The organism is Lactobacillus sp. ESL0700 (assembly GCF_029392095.1).
GTDB lineage: Bacteria > Bacillota > Bacilli > Lactobacillales > Lactobacillaceae > Lactobacillus.
This window is the reverse complement of record NZ_CP113930.1, coordinates 947,116-966,601: the sequence shown is the minus strand read 5'-3', so window position 1 is coordinate 966,601 and position 19,486 is coordinate 947,116. Positions and strand designations below refer to the sequence as shown.

General features: G+C 40.2%; 19 protein-coding genes and 1 riboswitch. Of the genes, 1 reads left to right on the top strand and 18 read right to left on the bottom strand.

What is annotated here, in order from left to right; all coding sequences use genetic code 11:
• Nucleotides 1–137 precede the first annotated feature (137 nt).
• The 16 genes from OZX63_RS04615 to OZX63_RS04540 form a co-directional block, all read right to left on the bottom strand.
• Nucleotides 138–1,391 (bottom strand): tetratricopeptide repeat protein, encoded by a 1,254-nt coding sequence (locus OZX63_RS04615; RefSeq protein ID WP_277145027.1) that lies wholly within the window; start codon nucleotides 1,389–1,391, stop codon nucleotides 138–140.
• 125 nt (nucleotides 1,392–1,516) lie between these two features.
• On the bottom strand, nucleotides 1,517–1,792 hold the full coding sequence (locus OZX63_RS04610; protein WP_277132704.1) for an HU family DNA-binding protein: 276 nt from the start codon (nucleotides 1,790–1,792) through the stop codon (nucleotides 1,517–1,519).
• A 186-nt stretch (nucleotides 1,793–1,978) separates the two neighbouring features.
• The gene (gene der, locus OZX63_RS04605) at nucleotides 1,979–3,289 is read right to left on the bottom strand and encodes a ribosome biogenesis GTPase Der (RefSeq protein ID WP_277145025.1); all 1,311 of its coding nucleotides are present in this window, start codon (nucleotides 3,287–3,289) and stop codon (nucleotides 1,979–1,981) included.
• A gap of 60 nt (nucleotides 3,290–3,349) precedes the next feature.
• On the bottom strand, nucleotides 3,350–4,558 hold the full coding sequence (gene rpsA, locus OZX63_RS04600) for a 30S ribosomal protein S1 (RefSeq protein WP_277132701.1): 1,209 nt from the start codon (nucleotides 4,556–4,558) through the stop codon (nucleotides 3,350–3,352).
• Nucleotides 4,559–4,630: 72 nt separating this feature from the next.
• The gene (gene cmk / locus OZX63_RS04595; protein ID WP_277145023.1) at nucleotides 4,631–5,305 is read right to left on the bottom strand and encodes a (d)CMP kinase; all 675 of its coding nucleotides are present in this window, start codon (nucleotides 5,303–5,305) and stop codon (nucleotides 4,631–4,633) included.
• A gap of 42 nt (nucleotides 5,306–5,347) precedes the next feature.
• Nucleotides 5,348–5,866 carry a LysM domain-containing protein gene (locus OZX63_RS04590; protein WP_277145020.1) on the bottom strand — a complete coding sequence of 173 codons (519 nt, stop codon included), beginning with the start codon at nucleotides 5,864–5,866 and terminating at the stop codon, nucleotides 5,348–5,350.
• 98 nt (nucleotides 5,867–5,964) lie between these two features.
• Nucleotides 5,965–6,606, bottom strand: a complete 642-nt coding sequence (locus tag OZX63_RS04585; RefSeq protein WP_277145099.1) for an ECF transporter S component — start codon at nucleotides 6,604–6,606, stop codon at nucleotides 5,965–5,967.
• Between the two features lie 138 nt (nucleotides 6,607–6,744).
• Nucleotides 6,745–6,858: riboswitch (FMN riboswitch) on the bottom strand.
• 27 nt (nucleotides 6,859–6,885) lie between these two features.
• On the bottom strand, nucleotides 6,886–7,605 hold the full coding sequence (locus tag OZX63_RS04580; protein WP_277145018.1) for a pseudouridine synthase: 720 nt from the start codon (nucleotides 7,603–7,605) through the stop codon (nucleotides 6,886–6,888).
• Complete coding sequence (gene scpB / locus OZX63_RS04575; protein WP_277145016.1) at nucleotides 7,605–8,213, bottom strand: SMC-Scp complex subunit ScpB; 609 nt, start codon at nucleotides 8,211–8,213, stop codon at nucleotides 7,605–7,607. The genes OZX63_RS04580 and scpB overlap by 1 nt, the downstream gene beginning before the upstream one ends.
• Complete coding sequence (locus OZX63_RS04570) at nucleotides 8,203–8,937, bottom strand: segregation/condensation protein A (protein WP_277145014.1); 735 nt, start codon at nucleotides 8,935–8,937, stop codon at nucleotides 8,203–8,205. The genes scpB and OZX63_RS04570 overlap by 11 nt, the downstream gene beginning before the upstream one ends.
• The gene (locus tag OZX63_RS04565; RefSeq protein ID WP_277145013.1) at nucleotides 8,930–9,292 is read right to left on the bottom strand and encodes a reductase; all 363 of its coding nucleotides are present in this window, start codon (nucleotides 9,290–9,292) and stop codon (nucleotides 8,930–8,932) included. The genes OZX63_RS04570 and OZX63_RS04565 overlap by 8 nt, the downstream gene beginning before the upstream one ends.
• Before the next feature lie 8 nt (nucleotides 9,293–9,300).
• Nucleotides 9,301–10,209: a site-specific tyrosine recombinase XerD gene (xerD, locus tag OZX63_RS04560; protein WP_277145011.1), complete on the bottom strand. Its 909-nt coding sequence runs from the start codon at nucleotides 10,207–10,209 to the stop codon at nucleotides 9,301–9,303.
• A complete protein-coding gene (locus OZX63_RS04555; protein ID WP_277145009.1) occupies nucleotides 10,193–11,080 on the bottom strand; it encodes a S1-like domain-containing RNA-binding protein in 888 nt (295 codons plus the stop codon). The genes xerD and OZX63_RS04555 overlap by 17 nt, the downstream gene beginning before the upstream one ends.
• Nucleotides 11,081–11,192: 112 nt before the next feature.
• Entirely contained in the window at nucleotides 11,193–12,962 is a 1,770-nt protein-coding gene (gene pyk / locus OZX63_RS04550; RefSeq protein ID WP_277145006.1) for a pyruvate kinase, read from the bottom strand.
• Between the two features lie 31 nt (nucleotides 12,963–12,993).
• Nucleotides 12,994–13,953, bottom strand: a complete 960-nt coding sequence (pfkA, locus tag OZX63_RS04545; protein WP_277145004.1) for a 6-phosphofructokinase — start codon at nucleotides 13,951–13,953, stop codon at nucleotides 12,994–12,996.
• Between the two features lie 166 nt (nucleotides 13,954–14,119).
• The gene (locus OZX63_RS04540; protein WP_277145003.1) at nucleotides 14,120–17,248 is read right to left on the bottom strand and encodes a DNA polymerase III subunit alpha; all 3,129 of its coding nucleotides are present in this window, start codon (nucleotides 17,246–17,248) and stop codon (nucleotides 14,120–14,122) included.
• A gap of 111 nt (nucleotides 17,249–17,359) precedes the next feature.
• On the opposite strand from OZX63_RS04540, the gene OZX63_RS04535 reads away from it, so the two are divergent.
• Nucleotides 17,360–17,566 (top strand): YjzD family protein, encoded by a 207-nt coding sequence (locus tag OZX63_RS04535; RefSeq protein ID WP_277132678.1) that lies wholly within the window; start codon nucleotides 17,360–17,362, stop codon nucleotides 17,564–17,566.
• Between the two features lie 47 nt (nucleotides 17,567–17,613).
• Here the strand turns inward: OZX63_RS04535 and OZX63_RS04530 are convergent, their stop codons facing one another.
• Nucleotides 17,614–19,161, bottom strand: coding sequence for a bifunctional UDP-sugar hydrolase/5'-nucleotidase (locus OZX63_RS04530; protein ID WP_277145001.1), 1,548 nt, complete (start codon nucleotides 19,159–19,161; stop codon nucleotides 17,614–17,616).
• Nucleotides 19,162–19,227: 66 nt separating this feature from the next.
• Nucleotides 19,228–19,419 carry a 50S ribosomal protein L32 gene (gene rpmF / locus OZX63_RS04525; RefSeq protein ID WP_277129694.1) on the bottom strand — a complete coding sequence of 64 codons (192 nt, stop codon included), beginning with the start codon at nucleotides 19,417–19,419 and terminating at the stop codon, nucleotides 19,228–19,230.
• Nucleotides 19,420–19,486: the final 67 nt, after the last annotated feature.

Genomic DNA, 19,486 nt, shown 5'->3' with positions numbered 1-19,486 from the left:
ATTTTAATTAATTTTCAAATAGCAGCTATGTCTTATTATAGCCTATTTACAAGTAGAACACGAACCCACTTGTATTATCTTGAAAAATCGCCAAAGAAAAAAGGCCACATCATGGTCTTTTTTGCCAAAAAATTTAATTAATCAGCCAATTGGTTATACAATTCCTGCATTTCGCCATCTTCTGGTTCCAGCTTTAGATAGCGTTCTAAGAGCTGCAAAACAATTTCGGTAGCATTAGCCTCAGTGTTGAAGAAACGAATCATTTGCTTCAAAAAAGCGGGATTACTTTGAAATTCTGGATATGCCAGCAAAAACTCACTCTTAGCTTTGTCACTATTATCCAAATTTTCATAAGATAATGCCATATTCCAGTGGGCTTGTGGTTCCAAATCACTTTCATCGAGTTTGGCAAACAATTGCAGGTTGGCCTCATTTTTACCCTCATGTAAATAAAGATTGGACAATTGCAACCGTAAATCGTTATTTTCTGGCTCAACCTTGAGGCCGCGGGTCAGTAAATCCTCAGCTGTTTTTAAATCGTTCAATTTAGCAGCTGCACGTGCACCCTTAGAGTATAATACTGGATCAAGCTCATTATAGGCCAGTCCTGCTTGGCTTGAACGCAAAACCTGCTCGTTATCATTTTTGTGCTCATAAGCTGTAGCTAGAAGCGGGTAGGCATTCACATAGTCCGGACTTTGATTGATAACGTCATTCAAATACGTAATTGCCTGGTCGTCCTTATTAACATTGAGCATAATCAGGGCAGCCTGATATTTACTATCAATATCTAAAATATCACCGCTATGATCTTCGATTACCTTGCTAGCTTCTTCATAACGGCCTAATTTTGCCAGTGTCTGGTACAAGCGATCAATCAGGTTGACCTCACTAAAGTTTTTGTGACGCGTTAATAAATCCTGATACAAAGCTAGAGCTTGCTCATTATGACCACTCAAGTAGTCTAACTCAGCTAAACCAAACTTAACGATATCTTCATCAGGTGCCAATTTAGCAGCCTTCATCAGCTTGCTATGGGCCGTCTCGAGCAAGCCGTTAGTTTGATAGTAATCAGCTTGAACTAACAGACTGTCAAGATAGGCTGAAGAATCCTCTTTAATGTTATACAGCAGTGACAGGCCATCATCGTCTTCGCCATCATTCAGTAAAATTTCTGCTAAGTAAACCTTGAATAAGTCTTCTTTAGGAAATTGGGCAATCAGGCTGCGATAAACTTCTTTTGATAAGTTAGTAAAACCTAGCCCAGTTAAATTTTCAGCTAAAGATGCCAATACTTCTGGTTCATCATTATCCAAGGCCTTTTTTAGTAAGACTTTTTCCTGCGAAAAATCTTGTTTTTCAATTGAATCAAGTAATTGTTCAGAATACATTTAGTCCCTCCATTACCTTAATTATGACATAAAATCAGCTTAACAAGAAACATCCTGAATTATTTATGCCCAACAAAAAAGACGGTGACCATCACATCACCGTCTTTTAAGATAAAACTATTAAATTATTTAACAGCTTCTTTAAGAGCCTTACCAGGTCTAAATGCAGGAACCTTACTTGCTGGGATTTCAATTTCATCACCAGTTTGTGGGTTACGACCCTTGCGGGCTGCACGTTCACGAACTTCAAAAGTACCAAAGCCGATTAATTGAACCTTGTTACCTTTTGCAAGATCATCTTGGATTGCGCTAAAAATTACATCAACAGCAGTAGCTGCGTCCTTCTTAGTTAATTTAGTTCTTGAAGCTACTTCTGAAACTAATTCTGCTTTATTTGCCATCTGGACTTCACCTCCCAAAATTTGAGTCCCCCTAACTGGACTCAAAGCTTATTCTTCAACTGAAGAATAAGAAATAATGATTACAATTTAATCATTGTTTCCATGCACTCAAAATAGCACAAAAGCCTTACTACAACAAGCTTTTTTACTAAAAATATTATTTTTTGTATATTTGTAATATACAAATCACTTTCTCTTACGCGCTATTATTTTAATTGGTGTCCCTGTAAAATCAAAGTTCTCCCGCAATTGATTTACTAAAAAGCGTTGATAAGAAAAGTGCATTAATTCTGCATCATTAACAAAGACTACAAATGTCGGCGGATTAGTTGACACTTGGGTCATATAGTAAACTCTTAAACGTTTCCCCTTAATCATTGGCGTCGGCACTAATTTACTTGCTTCTAGCAGTAAGTCATTGAGTACACTAGACTTAATCCGTTGATTTTGGTTTTGGTAAACCTGCTTAACCATCTTCGGAATTTGGTCAAGTCGCTGACCGGTTTTAGCAGAAACAAACAAAATCGGTGCGTAATCAAGATACTGGAATTCTTGCCGAATTGTCTGCTCAAATTCCTTAGCACTGGTGCTGCTCTTCTTTGGTAAATCCCACTTGTTAACAATAATGATAATTCCGCGGCCCGCGTCATGGGCATAGCCAGCAACGTGCTTGTCTTGCTCGCGAATGCCTGTACTTGCATCTAAGACAAGACAAACAACGTCTGAGTGCTCAATTGCCCCCATTGCACGCATTACAGAGTACTTCTCCGTCTTTTCGTAGACCTTGCCCCGACGTCTGATACCAGCGGTGTCGACAATCCTAAATTTAGTGCCATCTTCACCAACAAATGGACTATCAACAGCGTCCCTGGTAGTGCCTTCTTCATTGTTGACGATAACGCGCTTCTCACCGACTAATTGATTAACAATCGATGATTTACCAACATTTGGTCGACCAATAACACTAAAGGAAATTTGGTCGTCGTCTTTTTTAGCTAAGTCTTTTGGCAGCTCGCTAACAATCCGATCAAGTAAATCACCAATTCCTGTTCCGTGAACACTTGATACGGGGATTGGATCGCCAAAGCCTAAGCTGTAAAAATCATAAATATCGGCCCGCTGCTCAGGGTTATCAGCCTTGTTTACAGCCAAAATAACCGGTTTTTCGGTGCGATAGAGTAAATGAGCAATTCGCTCATCTAAGTCCGTCAGGTGGTTAGTTACGCTGGTCAAAATCACGATAACATCAGCTTCATCAATCGCAATTTCTGCTTGCGCCCGAATTTCATCTTCAATGCGGCCATTTTCCCACGTGATACCACCTGTATCAATTAGGTCAAACTTCTGCCCCATCCATTCAGCCTTGGCATAGTTACGGTCACGAGTGACACCGGGCTTATCTTCAACAATTGCTAAACGCTCATTAATAATCCGGTTGAAAAGCGTTGATTTACCAACATTTGGTTGGCCAACAATTGCAACTACTGGTAAAACCATCTTTCAGCCTCCTTTATAAAATAAAAAAAGCCGGCTATACAGTCGGCTTTTTTATTATGATTAACGACGGTCCTTTAATTGGTCACCAATAATGTCACCTAAAGCGAAACCGCTGTCTTCGTTGTTCATGTACTTCTTAACAGAGTTTCTGTTATTGTTGTATGAACTGTGTGAACGAGAACCTTCATTGTCAGAGCCTTTAGAATCAGCTGCCTTCATTGAAAGTGAAATCCGACGTTCACTTGGGTCAATGTTCAAAACCTTAACCTTAACAGTTTGGCCAACTTCCAAAACATCACTAGGTTTGTCCACGTGCTTGTATGAAATTTCTGAAACGTGAACTAAGCCTTGAATACCGTCAGCAACTTCAACGAAAGCACCAAAGTTAGTCAATGACTTAACTTCACCTTCAAAAATGTCGCCTTCGTGTAAGTCTGAAGTAGCTTGTTCAAATGGAGAAGGTTCAGTTTGCTTGATTGAAAGGGAGATGCGATGTCTGTCATCATCAATACCGATAACTTTGACCTTAACATCTTGACCAGCCTTTAATACATCGCTAGGCTTATCAACGTGCTTGTATGAAATTTCTGAGATGTGAACTAAACCGTCAACACCACCAACATCAACAAAGGCACCAAAGTTAGTCAAACGAGAAACTTTACCTTCAACAACATCACCAACAACTAATTGTGATGCTACTTTATCAAAGGCTTCTTCACGTTCTTCTTCAATTAAGTCCTTGTGTGAAAGAATCAGACGATTCTTACTTGGATCAATTTCGGTAATCTTAAGTTTCATGGTCTTACCAATGTATGGCTTAAGATCGGAAACGTAACGGTTAGAAATAAGTGAAGCTGGTAAAAATCCTCTAGTACCAACGTCAACTAATAAACCACCACGAACAGAAGCTGTGACAGTACCTTCGATTGTCTTACCTGCTTCAAAGTCCTTTTGTAATTCGTCATAAGCTTCTCTTTCCTTAAGACGAGTTACTGAGAAGAAGAACTCACCGTTTTCCTTGTCGCCACCGGCTTTTCTTAAAACTAAAGCCTTAAGCTTGTCACCTGGTTTAACAAGGTCACGTAAATCGGCGTTGCGGTCTGAAGTGAATTCACGACGTGGGATTACACCTTCGACACCGGCATTTTCAACACCAACATCGATTTGGCCGTCTTCAACGTCTAATACTTCTACATCGACGATATCTCCGACCTCAACCCCTTGCATTTGTTTCAATGCATCTAAAAATTGATTACTGTTTTCTGACATTATTTACCTCCCAATATCATAATCTAATTCTAAATGAAAGTTAGATATTTTTCTACTGTTTTAACCCCTTTTTTATAGTTTTTTTTGACTTTTTTTAATTTCAGCCAAAATTGCGGCCACAACTTGGTCAATTGACATGGTCGTTGTATCGATTTCAATCGCATCTGATGCCTTTTTCAGCGGCGAAATTTCCCGATGGGAATCTTTATAGTCGCGAGCTGCAATGTCCTGCTCAATTTCAGCGACCGTTTTATCGGACTTAATCCCGCGCTCCTGCAAGTCGAGCAGCCGTCTTTCTGCCCGCGATCTTGGTGATGCGACTAAAAAGATTTTAACTTCAGCATCAGGTAAAACAGTTGTCCCAATATCACGGCCGTCCATTATAACATTTACTTTTCCGGCCATTTGCCGCTGCAAAACAACCATCTTAGCTCGTACACCAGCCAAAGCAGATACCTGTGAGACATTGGCAGAAATTTCTGGTGTCCGAATCTCACGAGAAATATCTTTCGTACCCGCAAAGACTTTTTGTTCACCATTAACAGCTTTAAGTTCAATGCCATCCTGGTCGATTGCTTTTAAAATTCCAGCTTCATCACCATAATCAAGGTGATGCGACCGAGCAATTACCGTACATGCACGGTACATTGCTCCAGTGTCAATGTAAATAAAATCTAACTTTTGCGCAATAATTTTTGCGACTGTACTTTTACCAGCTGAAGCTGGTCCATCAATTGCTACTTGCATTCAATCAAAAAGGGACGCATAGTCCCTATCCTTTCTTAATAATTATCTCAATTTAAGTGTTTGTCCGGCATATACTTGGCCGTCAGCGCTAAGGCCATTAAGGCGGATTAATTCTTGCGGCAAGACGTTATTCTTTTGGGCAATGCTAGTTAAAGTATCACCAACTTGAACAACATATTGACTTGGCACCTGCTGCTTTTTGGCTTGCGCCTTTTTAGCCAAGGATTTCTTAGCTTTGGCTTTTTTAACTTTAGGTGCCTGCTGCTTTTTAGCTGCAACCTTTGCCTTTTTTGGTTTGCTTTTAGCCGCTTGTTTTTCTTGCTTCACATGCTTAGCAGGTTTTTTAGGCGACTTTTTGGTTGTTTTTTGCAATTCAACAGCCTGCTCCTTGACCTGATCACTTGAAGCTAAGTGATGAACAACAGGAATAAGAGCAATAATCACAACGACCAAAATTGCCATCGTGACTAGCCAGCCTTTATAATGTGGCCTGTTAATCACGGCTCTGGGCTCATTTGGACGTGCGTAATGTTTATATGATTTTTCCTGTTTCTGATTCATCAAAATACCTCGATTCACCTAACTTGTTTAATTTTAGCATATTTACCGGCGTTTTTGGATAAAAAAATCGGCCATTTGAATGACCGACTTAAGTTAAATTATCTCTTTAAATTGAAATTCTTTTGAACAAAAGGTTTCAAGTTACGTAAAACTGCTTCAAACAATAGGTAAACAACAACACTGTTGATTAATCCCTTTACGAGATTGAACGGAACAATTATTCCGAAAATATATGCTCCCATTGATGGAATATGTAACATCTGACCTAAGTATACCTTTTCGGTAAAGCCAAGCAAACCAGAATAACCGTGGATTGCTGGCAATTTTGGTATCATTGTTACAGCGTACATTGGCGTCAAAATCAAGGCATTCAGGGTTGCCAAAACAACTGCCATGGCAATTGTCCCGCAAATCAAACCAATAATTGGCTTAACGTGGCGCTTCATTCCACTTGTTTCATCATGCTTCATATTTCTAGTGACAAAGTAAAATGGTAATGCAAAGGAAATTGATGCTAACAATGCTGCTAGTTGACCAACAACACTTGGTAAGCTAAATCCACTATAAACCAAACTTAACAGCATTCTAATAATCGCAATGAAAAACCCTGGCCAAGCGCCAAAAAGAAACATCCCAATTGTAATAATGACATCAGAAAAATCAAATTTTAAGAAACTCGCATTCGGTAAAATCGGAATCCCCGTAAACTTAATGATGACAAATGCTACCGCACCAAACATCGCACAGGCGATTAATAATGCTAAATTACTCGTACTCTTACTCTTCAAAAAACTTACCTCCAAAACAATATTAGGTCTGTTGCTCCTAGCAACAGACCTAATAAAAGTAAGCTTTTTATCTACTTTTCTTTTAGTTTAGTCTGTCTTCTTTCATCTAGACTTTAACTATCGGTACCACTATGGGGTTCCACCGTTTACACGGGTCGCGGACTTACCGCCGGTCGGGACTTACACCCTGCCATGAAGACAACAAACTCTTTATTAATTTCTATCAATATACTAGTCTACATGCTTCAATCTGTCAACTTCTTCATGAGACAATTCGCGATATTTACCAGACACAAGACCATCAAGTGTCAAGAAAGAATACTTCTCCCGCGCTAGTTTTTCAACTTGATGGTTAACAGCCTTAAACATTTTTTTAACTTGGTGATAATGTCCTTCATGAATGGTCAATTGGACAATCTGCCGATTATGCTTTTTATCTGTGCGAATAATTTTTACCTTAGCTGGAGAACTCTTGTGGTGGTCAAATTCAACTCCGCGCGCTAATTGCTTGCTTTCTTCAGGCAATAATTGGCCTTCAATGCGGGCAACATAAACCTTAGCAACCTTGTTACGCGGATGCATCATTAAATTGGCTAACTCACCATCATTAGTCATTAAGAGTAAGCCCGACGTATCGTAATCAAGGCGTCCAACTGGGTATAACCGGTATGGTAAATCGCTAAAGTAATCGACCACTGTTTTTCTACCCTTGTCATCATTAGCAGTAGAAACAACTCCCCGTGGTTTATAAAACACGTAGGTGTGCAAGCTCTCGCGTTCGATTGGTTCGCCGTCAACCGTAATGTTGCTAAAAGTTTCTACTTTAGTCCCAAGTTTAGTGATAATTTCACCATCTACAGTGACGCGACCTTCCGTAATCATCTTTTCGGCCTTGCGTCTTGAGGCGATTCCTGCCTCAGCAATTACTTTTTGTAAACGTTGTAACGCCATTATTTTTCTCCTTTTTGTATGCTGGCCAAGTTCTTATCAGCCTGACCCTTAGCCGCAAATAAATCTATTTCGCCTTCCGCATTAATACTGTCATCTTCAAAATCTTCAATTAGCGGCAAATCGGCTAAGCTTTGGTAGCCAAAATACTGCAGGAAGTAGTCACTAGTAACATACAAGTTGGGATGCCCCGGTGCATCTTTTTTGCCGTTAACTTTAACAAGGCCGCGCCAAATCAATGTTTGCAATGCGCCAGATGAGTTAACTCCGCGAATGTCATCAATTTCGACCCGCGTGATTGGCTGGCGATATGCAACAATTGCCAAAATTTCCAAAGCTGACTGACTGAGTGTTTTTGTTAAATCTTTTTGGAAGTAACTAGCTACTGTCTTAGCAACTTCAGGGCGCGTCGTTAACTTGTAATTATGGTTAATATGCAGTAGTTGCAATCCTGAATCATGATTTTCCTGCAATTTATCGGCCAAATTTTTAGCTAGTTCTCGTAAAGCCGGCTGGCCAACCTGCAATAATTCGCATAAATTATCACTAACAATCCCGTTGTCTCCTGCTACATAAAGTAGAGCCTCTAATTGCGCAATTTTACTTGGCATTAACATCAATTCCTTCTAATTCTAAGTCGCCATACGTTCGCGATTGACTGACCCTGATTTTCTGCTTCTTGCATAACTCCAGTAACGCTAAGAACAAACCGATAACATCGGACAAACTATGCAACTCATCACTGCACGCAAAAAAGCTAACCTTTTTTCCACCAGCGGTTTTTGCTTCTAAGAAAGTAATCATTTCCGTAATTGGTGTTTCCTTTACCTCGACGGATGCAATATCTGGCTGTCTGATTTTTAGCCGCTGAAGTACAACCATAAAAGTATTAGCCAGTTCAGTTGCCGTAATCTGCCCAGTTGGAAGGGGCTGCACCTTTTTAGTTTGCGGAACACTCTCCTCTTTAGCCGCAGTAATTGGCACTGCTTCATTACGCTTTTTAAAATAAGCCGATATCTTTTTAAAGACTGAATACTGAACTAATTGCTGAACTAACTCATCTCGTGGGTCCTCCTCGACCTCATCTTCGATAAAATCATTCTGCGGCAATAAAGACTGCGATTTAATTCGCAAAAGCGTTGACGACATTACAAAATACTCACCCGCAATTTGCAAATTTAATTGCTGCATTTGCTGCAGGTAAGCCAAATACTGACTAGTAATCTGTGCAATTGGAATGTCATAAATATCAATTTTTTGCGACTTAATCAGGTGCAATAGTAAATCTAGCGGGCCCTCAAAATTAGGTAATTCTAAAGTTAAATTATCACTCATGGTTTTTATTTTCTGTTAAATATTTAAGTAGGCGGGTCCAGTCAGGCAGAGCCGTCACCCGTTTATTAGGATTGCTAGCTGCCAATTCACGGACTGCAGCTGCCTCATACTTAGGACTGCGATAATCGGGAGCAAACGAAAGATAGCGAATAATAATGAAATTCGCATCATTCTGCGTCCCGATGACCCCAATAAAATTGGCATTATTTTCGCGATACAAGTAAAGCTGAAATTCCGAACTAGTTTTATTCAAGTTGATTTCATCTTTTAGGTTGGCAAGATTTTTAAAATCCTTTAGGTAAGACAAAAGGCCCATGGCGACCTTTTCCTTATCACTTTTACATTCAATTAACATTTAATCACCTAAGCTCGCGGATGCGCTTTAGCATAAACCTGAAGAATATGCTTTTGCGATAAATTGGTATAAATCTGGGTGGTGCTAATATCAGAGTGACCCAGGATTTCCTGCACAACACGCAAATCGGCCCCATTTTCTAATAAGTGGGTCGCAAAAGTGTGGCGCAAAGTATGTGGTGTCACATCTTTGGTTATCTGGGCCATTCGACAATAGCGCTTAATAATCTGCCAAACTGCTTGCCTGGTTAATGAGCCACCGCGATTATTAAGAAAAATATAATCGCTAGCTTTACCGACCTTTAATAGTAGTGGCTCGCGCACCTTCGTCTGATAACTTTCAATCCACGAAATGGCCACTGGACTAATCGGAATCAGTCGTTCCTTAGAGCCTTTACCAAAGACTTTCAGCAATTTTAATTCTTCATGCAAATCATCGAATTTTAGATTAATCAATTCGCTAACTCGAATCCCAGTAGCGTATAGCGTTTCAAGTAGTGCACGGTCGCGCAAGCCTAACTTTTGATGAACATCAGGTTGAGCTAGCAAACGCTCAACCTCGTCAACCGTCAGAGCAACCGGCAGCCGCTGCTCCTTTTTAGGTGGGTCAATCTCAAGCATTGGATTTAACTTTTGAATGTTTTGCCTAGCTAGCCACTGGTAAAATTTTCGCAAACTTGAAATCATCCGGCTAATCGAACTGGTAGCCTTATTCAAATCACGCTGCTGAGCTAAAAAGGCGTCGATGTCTAAGGCCTTAGTTGGCCACGCCGTTAGATTTTCGTTAGTTAAAAATGCGAGAAACTCGGTTAAATCTTGGCGGTAAGCTGTAATTGTGTTCGCACTTAACCCACGTTCAACCTGACTGTACCGCAAATAATCCTCAACTTGTTCCTGCAGTTTACTCATTTTGGTCATCGTTTGGATCGTTAACTAGGCTAATTGTGCCGCTAACCTTATCTTCAGTGATGTAATGACCCTTTAATAAGTGGCCCAATGCACGTTTAAAGGCAGACTTAGAGATCCCAAAGTAATTCTTGATTTCTTGAGCATCGGACTTGTCGTAAAATGGCAGGGTTTTTGTATTCATTCTGCGTAAACTCATTAATACCATCTGCGCATCATCGTCAATTTCTTCAAAAGCCCGCGGTAAACTGCTCAAATTAAGCCGGCCATACTGACTAATGCCAACAACGCGTCCCTTAAATTGTTCACCTAAACGCAATGGCCGTGCCATCTGTGAGGAGTGAACAAAGCCCAAGTAATATTCCTTAGTAATTACAAAGGCGCCCAAGTCGCGACTGGCATAAACCGTGCCAAAAATATTTTTGTTTTCCATATCATTAGGAAAATGAGCTGACAATTGCTCGAAAATATTTTCATCAGCTAACTTTGCCCAAATACGATCTTTTTCATCAGTTATCAAGTGGACTAACAACTGATCATCTTTACGTGGCCAGCGATCTTTATCAAATGGTAAGTCGTCAACTGATAACACTACATCTTTATCAGGCAAGCCAATATCAATAAAAACACCCAAGTTATACTTAACTTCGGTAACTTTCCCCCAGCCATACTGATCTTGTTGGGCAAATGGTAAAAACTGCGTCATTTCACGATTGTGCTGCTTATCATCATACAAAAACCCACGAACTTCATCACCAATTTGGGGCTTTTCTTCTTGAGTAATTTCCTTACGCTTTAATTCATAAGTAATGCCATCAATTTGCACATAATATGCGTCTTCATTTTGATCAATTACTTTACCTGTTTCAATCGTGCCTAGCATAGTCACTTCTCCTAATTTTACATAATTCTGTCTTTATTAAGTATAAAAGAAAATGCTGCAAAATAAAATAGCCAGCACTTAAGCTGACTATTTTATTTAATTATCTTGTTAATTACAGGTTAGAAATTTCACCTTGGTAAATTGCACCACGACGAGCATCAACCGTAATAGTTGTACCACTAGCGATCTTTTCAGTTGCGCCAGTAACACCAACTACAACAGGGATGCCAAGTGACAAGCCAACAACAGCAGCATGTGAAGTTAAGCCAGATGCTTCAACTACCAAACCAGATGCCTTCTTAATTGCAGGCATGTAATCTGGGTCAGTGGTCTTAGAAACAAGAATGTCGCCTTCCTTAACCTTGCTGTTAGCTTCTTCTGCACTGTTAACAACAACTGTCTTACCAACAACAGAGCCGTTACCAACGCCTAAGCCTTGAGCTAACTTGCTACCGATAATTTGCAATTTCATCAAGTTAGTTGTACCTGAATCACCAACTGGAACACCAGCAACAATAATTACCAAGTCACCATCTTTAACGTAACCTTGTTCCTTAGCAACTTTAGCAGCAACTTCGAACATATCATCAGTTGATTTTGGCTTTTCAGTCAATAATGGTTGAACACCCCAAGTAATACCTAATGAGTGTTGAACTTTTTCATCAAAAGTCAAAGCTAAAATATCTGCGTTTGGACGATATTTTGAAATCATTCTTGCAGTGTAGCCTGAATTAGTTGCAGTGATAATTGTCTTAACGCCCAATTCTTGAGCAGTCCGAACAACTGATTCACCGATTGCTTCAGTTACATTTGAACCCTTGTATTCTTCAAACCGTTGTAAAGCTAAAGTGTTACGCTTCAACAATTCACGTTCAGTTCTTTCGTCAATTTCAGCCATTGCCTTAACAGCTTTAACTGGGTAAAGACCATTAGCGGATTCACCAGAAAGCATGGTAGCGTCAGTACCGTCAAGAACGGCATTAGCAACGTCGGATACTTCGGCACGAGTTGGACGTGGGTTTTCTTGCATTGAGTCAAGCATTTGGGTAGCAGTAATAACTGGTTTGCCAAGTGCATTAGCACGTTTAATTAAGTCTTTTTGAACAAATGGAACATCGATAAATGGAATTTCAACACCCATGTCACCACGAGCAACCATTAAACCGTCTGAAACTTGTAAAATTTCATCGGCATTGTCGATTCCTTCTTGTGATTCAATCTTAGGATAAATCTTAACGTAATCACAATTAGCGTCTTCACACAACTTCCGAATATCAAGAATATCTTGTGCTTTACGAGCAAAGGAAGCAGTGATGAAGTTAATTCCGTGTTGCAAACCAAATTTAATGTCATCAGTATCTTTTTCAGTAATTCCTGGGAGGCGAATTTCAACACCAGGTGCGTTAACACCCTTCTTAGAACCAATCACACCAGTATTTTGTGCTTCACAGATTAATTCACGATTTTCGTCATCTTTGTTTGTGATTAATAAGTCAACTAAACCATCATCGATTAAAACGTGACCGCCAACGTGAGTATCGTCAAACAAGCCTTCATAAGTAACATGAATCTTGTCCTTGTTACCCTTCTTAGAGTCATCCATTGAAACGCGAATAACATCACCGGTATTAATGGTAAATTTTCCGCCTTCTTGTTCAGTAGTTCTGATTTCAGCACCCTTAGTATCAAGGTCAATTCCCAGAACTAAACCAGTTTCCTTTTCAACTTGGCGCACCATCTTCATCCGTGATAGGTGTTCTGCATGGTCACCGTGCGAGAAGTTAAACCGGAATACATTTGCACCAGCTTTTGCTAAAGCAGTAATTGTTTCAATATCATTTGAAGCTGGCCCTAACGTACTAACAATTTTAGTTTTCTTCATTATGTAAAAATCTCCCCAAAAAATCGGCTAATTATTTAGTCATTTCTTCATTTATATCTAGCAGTGTTTCATCACTGTGGTGCTTTTCATCAAACAAATCAAGGATGTCATGCGTACTTAACTTGTTATTCTCCATGCCGACAGCTAAACCGCCTTGACCATCGAGAAGTAACTTAACAGCATAATTACCCATCTTTGTGGCATTAATCCGGTCAACAACGCTCGGTGAGCCACCACGTTGCATATGACCTAAAATATTAGCGCGGGCATCAAAGTCGCCATACTTTAAGAGCTCAGTCTTAAAGTCATTAGCATCCATCACACCCTCGGCTAATACGACAATACCATGATCTTTACCGTCTGCAAAGCCACGTTTCAGTGTTTCAGCAATTTCTTGAACGTCATATTCACGTTCAGGAACAACAATTGCATCGGCACCACTAGCAAGACCAACACGCATTGCAATATCACCACAACCGCGGCCCATCACATTAACAATGAACACACGGTGGTGGCTGCTTGCAGTATCGCGAATCTTATCGATTGCTTGCATCGCAGTTGTACATGCAGTATCTAAACCGATTGTATAATCAGTATACGGAATATCGTTATCAATTGTTCCCGGAAGACCAATTGAATTAATACCGAGACGAGTTAAAGCTAATGCACCATGGTATGAACCGTCACCGCCAATAACGATAACAGTATCAATGCCATGCTTTTTTAGCTGCTCAACACCCTTTTTTTGCACTTCTTCTTGTGCAAATTCTGGGTAGCGAGCACTATAAAGGAATGTGCCACCTAAACTTATTTTGTGGTCAACATCTTCCGCAGTAAGCGGAACAAAATCACCAGCAACTAACCCGGCAAAACCATAACGAATACCAACGACGCCAAGCCCGTGATGAATCGCAGTTTTCGTAACAGCCCTAATCGCTGCGTTCATTCCTGGAGCATCCCCGCCACTGGTTAAAATACCAATTCGTTTCATGAATTCACCTCATCAAGATTTATTGTGTAATTTCTCACATCATTTAGATTTTAACATTTTTTTAGTAAAAAATCTCACAAAAAACGATTATTTTTCCTGATTTAACGGTCTTTTCGAATGTTAGCGTTAACAATGCTTACTTGTTAACACTTAAGCAAAAAAATATTTAGCCTTTAAAATTAATCGTCTTTAAATTAGTTAAAATATACTGCTTTTTACTTGAATCATAACGGTCATTTTGGATTCTAATCCCCAGCAAATAAACATTGCCAACTTTTAGATTATCCTGCACTTTTTCATAAACATTAGGAAAAATAACAATTTCTTGTCTATCAGTTGAGTCAGTAAAAGTAGCAAAAGCCATTGTGCTACCTTTTTTGGTGCGAATTAATTTTAAATTTAGCAGTTTGCCAACAGCAATCCCCGTTTCATTAATTGCAAAATCACGCAGCGGGCGAGCATTAAACTGCTCTGCGTATTTTTGCGCGGCAACTAGTGGTGAAGTCTTGGTTGAAAAGCCGAGAACTTCATTTTCCATTTCTGCCTTTTCCGCGTTAGTAGCTTCAGGGACTTCCTTCATCGGGACACCACCCAAACTTTCAGAAAGAGCGATGTTCTGCCCGGTCAGTTCAACATTTTCAATGATTTCTTGGCTATTTGCCAGTAGTTCCTTACGGTTAGGATACAAGTGATCAAAACACCCGGCCTGAATTAACGCCTGAATGACTTTTACCTTAATAAACTTAACATCAATTCGCCGCAAGAAGTCATCAAGTGAAGCAAATGGCTTTTGCGTTCTAACTTGAATAATTTCCTTTAATAAATCCAGCCGCACACCCTTGACTGCCTTCAGGCTGACTAAAATCCTGCCATTAATGACCTGATAATCCAAAGTACTGTGGTTAATATCGGGCGGCAAAATCTTGGTACCAGCCTCCTGAGCACGCATCACGTAATCACTTAGCTTCAAGCGGCTGCCGCTATTTGAATTAAGCATTGCTGCGTAAAATTCAGCTGGATAATGAACTTTTAAATACGCCAGCCAAAAAGCAATCTTAGTATAGGCCACCGCGTGCGAACGGTTAAAACCATAATTGGCAAACTGTTCAATATAATTGTAAACTCGGCTAGCAACTTCTTTGGCATGTCCTTTTTTAACTGCACCCGCAATAAACTTTGCCCGCTCTTGTTCAATGACATCCTGCTTTTTCTTAGACATTGCTCGGCGCAAAATATCGGCTTCACCTAGTGAAAAGCCAGCTAGCACTTGTGCCGTCTGCATTACCTGCTCTTGATAAACTAAGATGCCGTATGTCGGTGCTAAAATCGTCTTCAAACTTGGGTCAGGATAAGTAACTTTCTGCTTACCTTTTTTCCGAGCAATGAAGGTTTGAATATTTTGCATTGGACCCGGACGGTAAAGAGCGTTAACAGCTACTAAATCCTCAAAATTATCTGGGTGTAATTCGCGCAAGACCTGCCTGATCCCGCCTGATTCAAATTGGAAAACCAAATCGGTATTCCCTTGCTGAAATGCCGTCATTGTCTGGGGATCATCTAGTGGTATCTGATTAGGGTCGATTTTTTTACCCTGCTGGGCAATTAAGTCCAGCGTATCGCCCAAAATTGTTAAATTACGTAAACCTAAAAAGTCAATCTTTAATAAGCCAAGTGCTTCAACGTATTTTTTAGTTTGCTGGGTAACTGGAATCCCCAACTGCCCCGTTTGTAAGCCAGAAATCCCAGCAATGGAATTATCACTAATTACCAGTCCGGCTGCATGGATTGAATAATGACGCGGCAAGCCTTCTAGTCTACTAGCTGTTTGAAACAGCAATTTATTTTTGGCACTAGCACCGACTAACAGGCGCATCTTTGTCGACTGCTTATAAGCCTCCTGCAGCGTAATTTTGCCCTTAGCAAAGGGAACACTATTCGACCACTTAGTTAATTCAACCTCGCTTAACCCAAATACGCGCCCCGTATCACGTAAAACCTGCTTAGCAGCTAATGTGCCAAAGGTTAGAATCTGCGCGGCATGATCCATGCCGTATTTTTGGAACATATACTTAATTACATCATCACGCCGATTGTCTGGAATATCCAAATCAATATCTGGCATTTCGTGTCTTGCTGGATTTAAAAAACGCTCGAACAACAAATGGTACTGAATTGGATCAACTTCGGTAATTTTTAAAGAATACGATACTAGAGAGCCGCAAGCAGAACCACGTCCCGGCCCAGTAGTAATTCCTGCGCGATGGCAATAATTGATTACATCCCAAACAATCAAGAAATAATCATTAAAGCCCATCTGGTCAATGACACCTAGCTCATAATCAAGCTGCTTTTGGTAGTTAGCCGGAACTGGTCGATTAGTAAACCTTGCCTGCAAGCCTTTTTGCGCTAAATAATTCAAATATTCCTTCGAAGTTGGAAATTTTTGCTGCTTATATTGGGGCAAAACTGGCGTCCGAAAAATCACTTTAGCGTTGCAATCCTGAGCAATTTGCCAAGTATTCGCTAGCGCATCGTCTAAGTCCATTTCATGATAGCGAGCACTTAATTCCTGAGCTGATGCTAAAAAGTGTGACCCCTTTTGCTTGGCTATTTCCTCGGTATCTTGCAGAACTGTTCCCGCTTTAATTGCCTGCAGTGTCCGCCGCAAAAATTGCTCATTTGGTTTCAAATAGCGTGTATCTTCCACAGCGACCGCGGGAAGAGAAAACTGCTTTGCCAGCGCTTGAACATAAGCTAGATAATTTTCCTGGTGGTGTGAGGCGTATACGCCTAAATAAAGCGAACTCGATTGCGGCACTAACTTAAGCAACTGGCGAACAAAATCATTCCCTAATTGTTCCTGCTGCTCTTGCAAGTGGACCAATTCACTGCGGTCATTAGCCGGGACAACCAGCACTAATTCACCTAAGTACTTTGTTAATTCCGTTAAAGTCAAAATCTTTTGATTGGTCCCATTCTCAGTTAACAAATTAATCGCACTAGATAATCGCAAAAGATTACGGTAACCTGCATCTGACTTAGCTAGAGCAATTAAGTCATATTGGTGGGCACTATCAATTAAGCCATTAAGTCGCAGCTGCATCCCCAATAGCGGCTTAATACCAACTTTTTGGGCTAATTCATAAAAATTAACCAATCCGTAAGTAAAATTAATATCCGTTAATGCAACAGCCTCATACCCTTGCTCCTTTGCCGCTTGCAGCAAGTCCTTAATTTTAATCGGACTAGCCAGCAGCGTAAACGAGCTAATATTTTGTAATGCGGCGATTTTCATCTTTAAGCTCCACCTTTCTTCTAAAATCAGTATACCAAAAACTAACTTTTTAGTTTGAAAAAGCACATAAATTTTGCTAAAATTCTACTATGTATGAAAGAGGGAACTACTATGGGTCGTTATATAGTGACTATCTGTTGGAGCGTTGTTTACATGTTAATCGTGGGTTTTATCGCTGCACCGTTAACACAGAACGTCTTTAATTTACAAGATGCCGTGATTGTTGGTATAATCTTCGGTATTTTGTTTGCGGCAATTATACCAACAATTACCGCTCATTCAAGTAAAGATAAAAGTAATTTTACCAAGCTTAAATAATTTTGAATTTAAAAACCGCTAGCTGCTTTGGCTAGCGGTTTTTATGTCTAAAAGAAATGATAATTAGCCTGCGTGTCAACTTTAACTTGCCCACTTGTTAAAAATTCCTGAAACATTTGCACGTAATCCTTATCAGAAATTTCTTCAATTTTATCTGGGCTGTACTCAGGATAAAAGCCGCCGCCCATTACCCGATAATTGTTAACGGCCAAGTAATAGGTGTGTTCGTCTTCAATTGGATGGCCGTTTAATTCCAATTTAGTTAGGCGCTGGCCAACTGGACGAGCAATATCTGCTTCATAATTTACAGGATAAAAAACATCAAAGTTAAAGAGAAACGCCCGTTTTTCTGGCAAAAAAGTTACTTTGCCCGCAGCATCTTTAGTCAAAAATGACAAACTATGTTCAATCACATGGCGTAACGCGCGGCCAGTTAATTTTACTTTGCATAGCTGGTTAGAATACGGATAATTAAGCAAAATATCCCGCATCGTCACCTGCTTGTCAAAGCCCTTAGCTGTTTCGCTCATTACCGCCGTCGCAGAAATATCAGCACCGGTAAAGTGCAGCTGCATCGCCTGCAGCAAATTAATAAACGGTGCCCCCTCTAGCCTTGCCTTAGTGGCATTGCCAATCGGTGCTGGCTCACTTAGTGTGGCAATCGGTTGATCTAACCAACTTTGTGTTTTTTGATCCAGCGCTTTGGTTAACTTATTAACTGTCTGATCTGCTGCAAAATCCTTGGTCGTAATCAGCTCAGTTGACATTGACGTGATTTTTTTAGTTGTATCGTCAATGTCGAGCACTACCTTACCAACGGCCTCGCCGCGATAACCCGGTTGGACAATGGCAGTCTGATTAACCACCATCTGCATTTTTTGGTGTTGGTGGCCAGTTAAAAAGACATCAACTTCAGGGATTTGCGCTAAAATTTGGGCGCCCTCATTTTCGCCATTATGCGGCATAATCTCACTACCTGTTTGCGGATCATCTTCAAACCCGCCGTGATAAATAACCCCTAAAACGTCAACTTGAGGACGTAAAATTTGTGCGTAATGCTTAACCTCGGCAAAGGCGGAAGTAAATTTTAACCCAGCAACATGGTCTGCTGGTTCCCAATGCGGAATGTACTGAGTGGTAATTCCAATTAGTCCTACCTTAACTCCATGCTTTTCAATGATGCGATAAGCCTGACCGAACGCTGGCTCATTAGTGTTTTGATTTAAAATATTAGCATTCAACATTGGCGCCGTATTTTGCGCAATATAATACTTCAGGTAATCTAAGCCATAGTTAAAATCATGATTGCCTAAGACTCGTGCGTCATAGCCAATAGCATTATAAACATCTGTATACTGCTTAAGTGCCTCTTTTGTGCCCGCATTATGGACGTAGGAAGCTAGTGGCGCTCCCTGAAGGCAATCACCCGCATCAGTAACAATCACGTTTTCAGCGCCATATTTTGCCTGTTCTGCTTTAATGACACTAGCAACTCGACTTAACCCAAAAGGAGCATCATAATCCGTATTTGTCTGATAATCCGTCGCTAGCAAATAACCATGAATATCACTAGAATGTAAAAATACTAATTTCATAATCTTTTTTCTTTCTATAAAAATTTAGGGCAAAAAAAAGACACCAAAAATTTCGGTGTCCTTTAATTAGTTGTTGTCGCTAGCGCTAGTTTCGTTAACCACTTGACGACCCTTGTAATAACCTTTAGGTGAAACACGGTGACTCAAACGGTATTCACCAGTAGTTGCATCGTAATGCATTGCTGGAACAGCTAACTTGATATGGCCACGACGTGAACGTTTCTTTTGCTTAGAAGTATGTCTCTTAGGAACTGCCATTTAAATTGATCTCCTTTATTGTAGATTTAAGTTTTAGGACACTAATAAAAGTGCCTAAATTACCTCA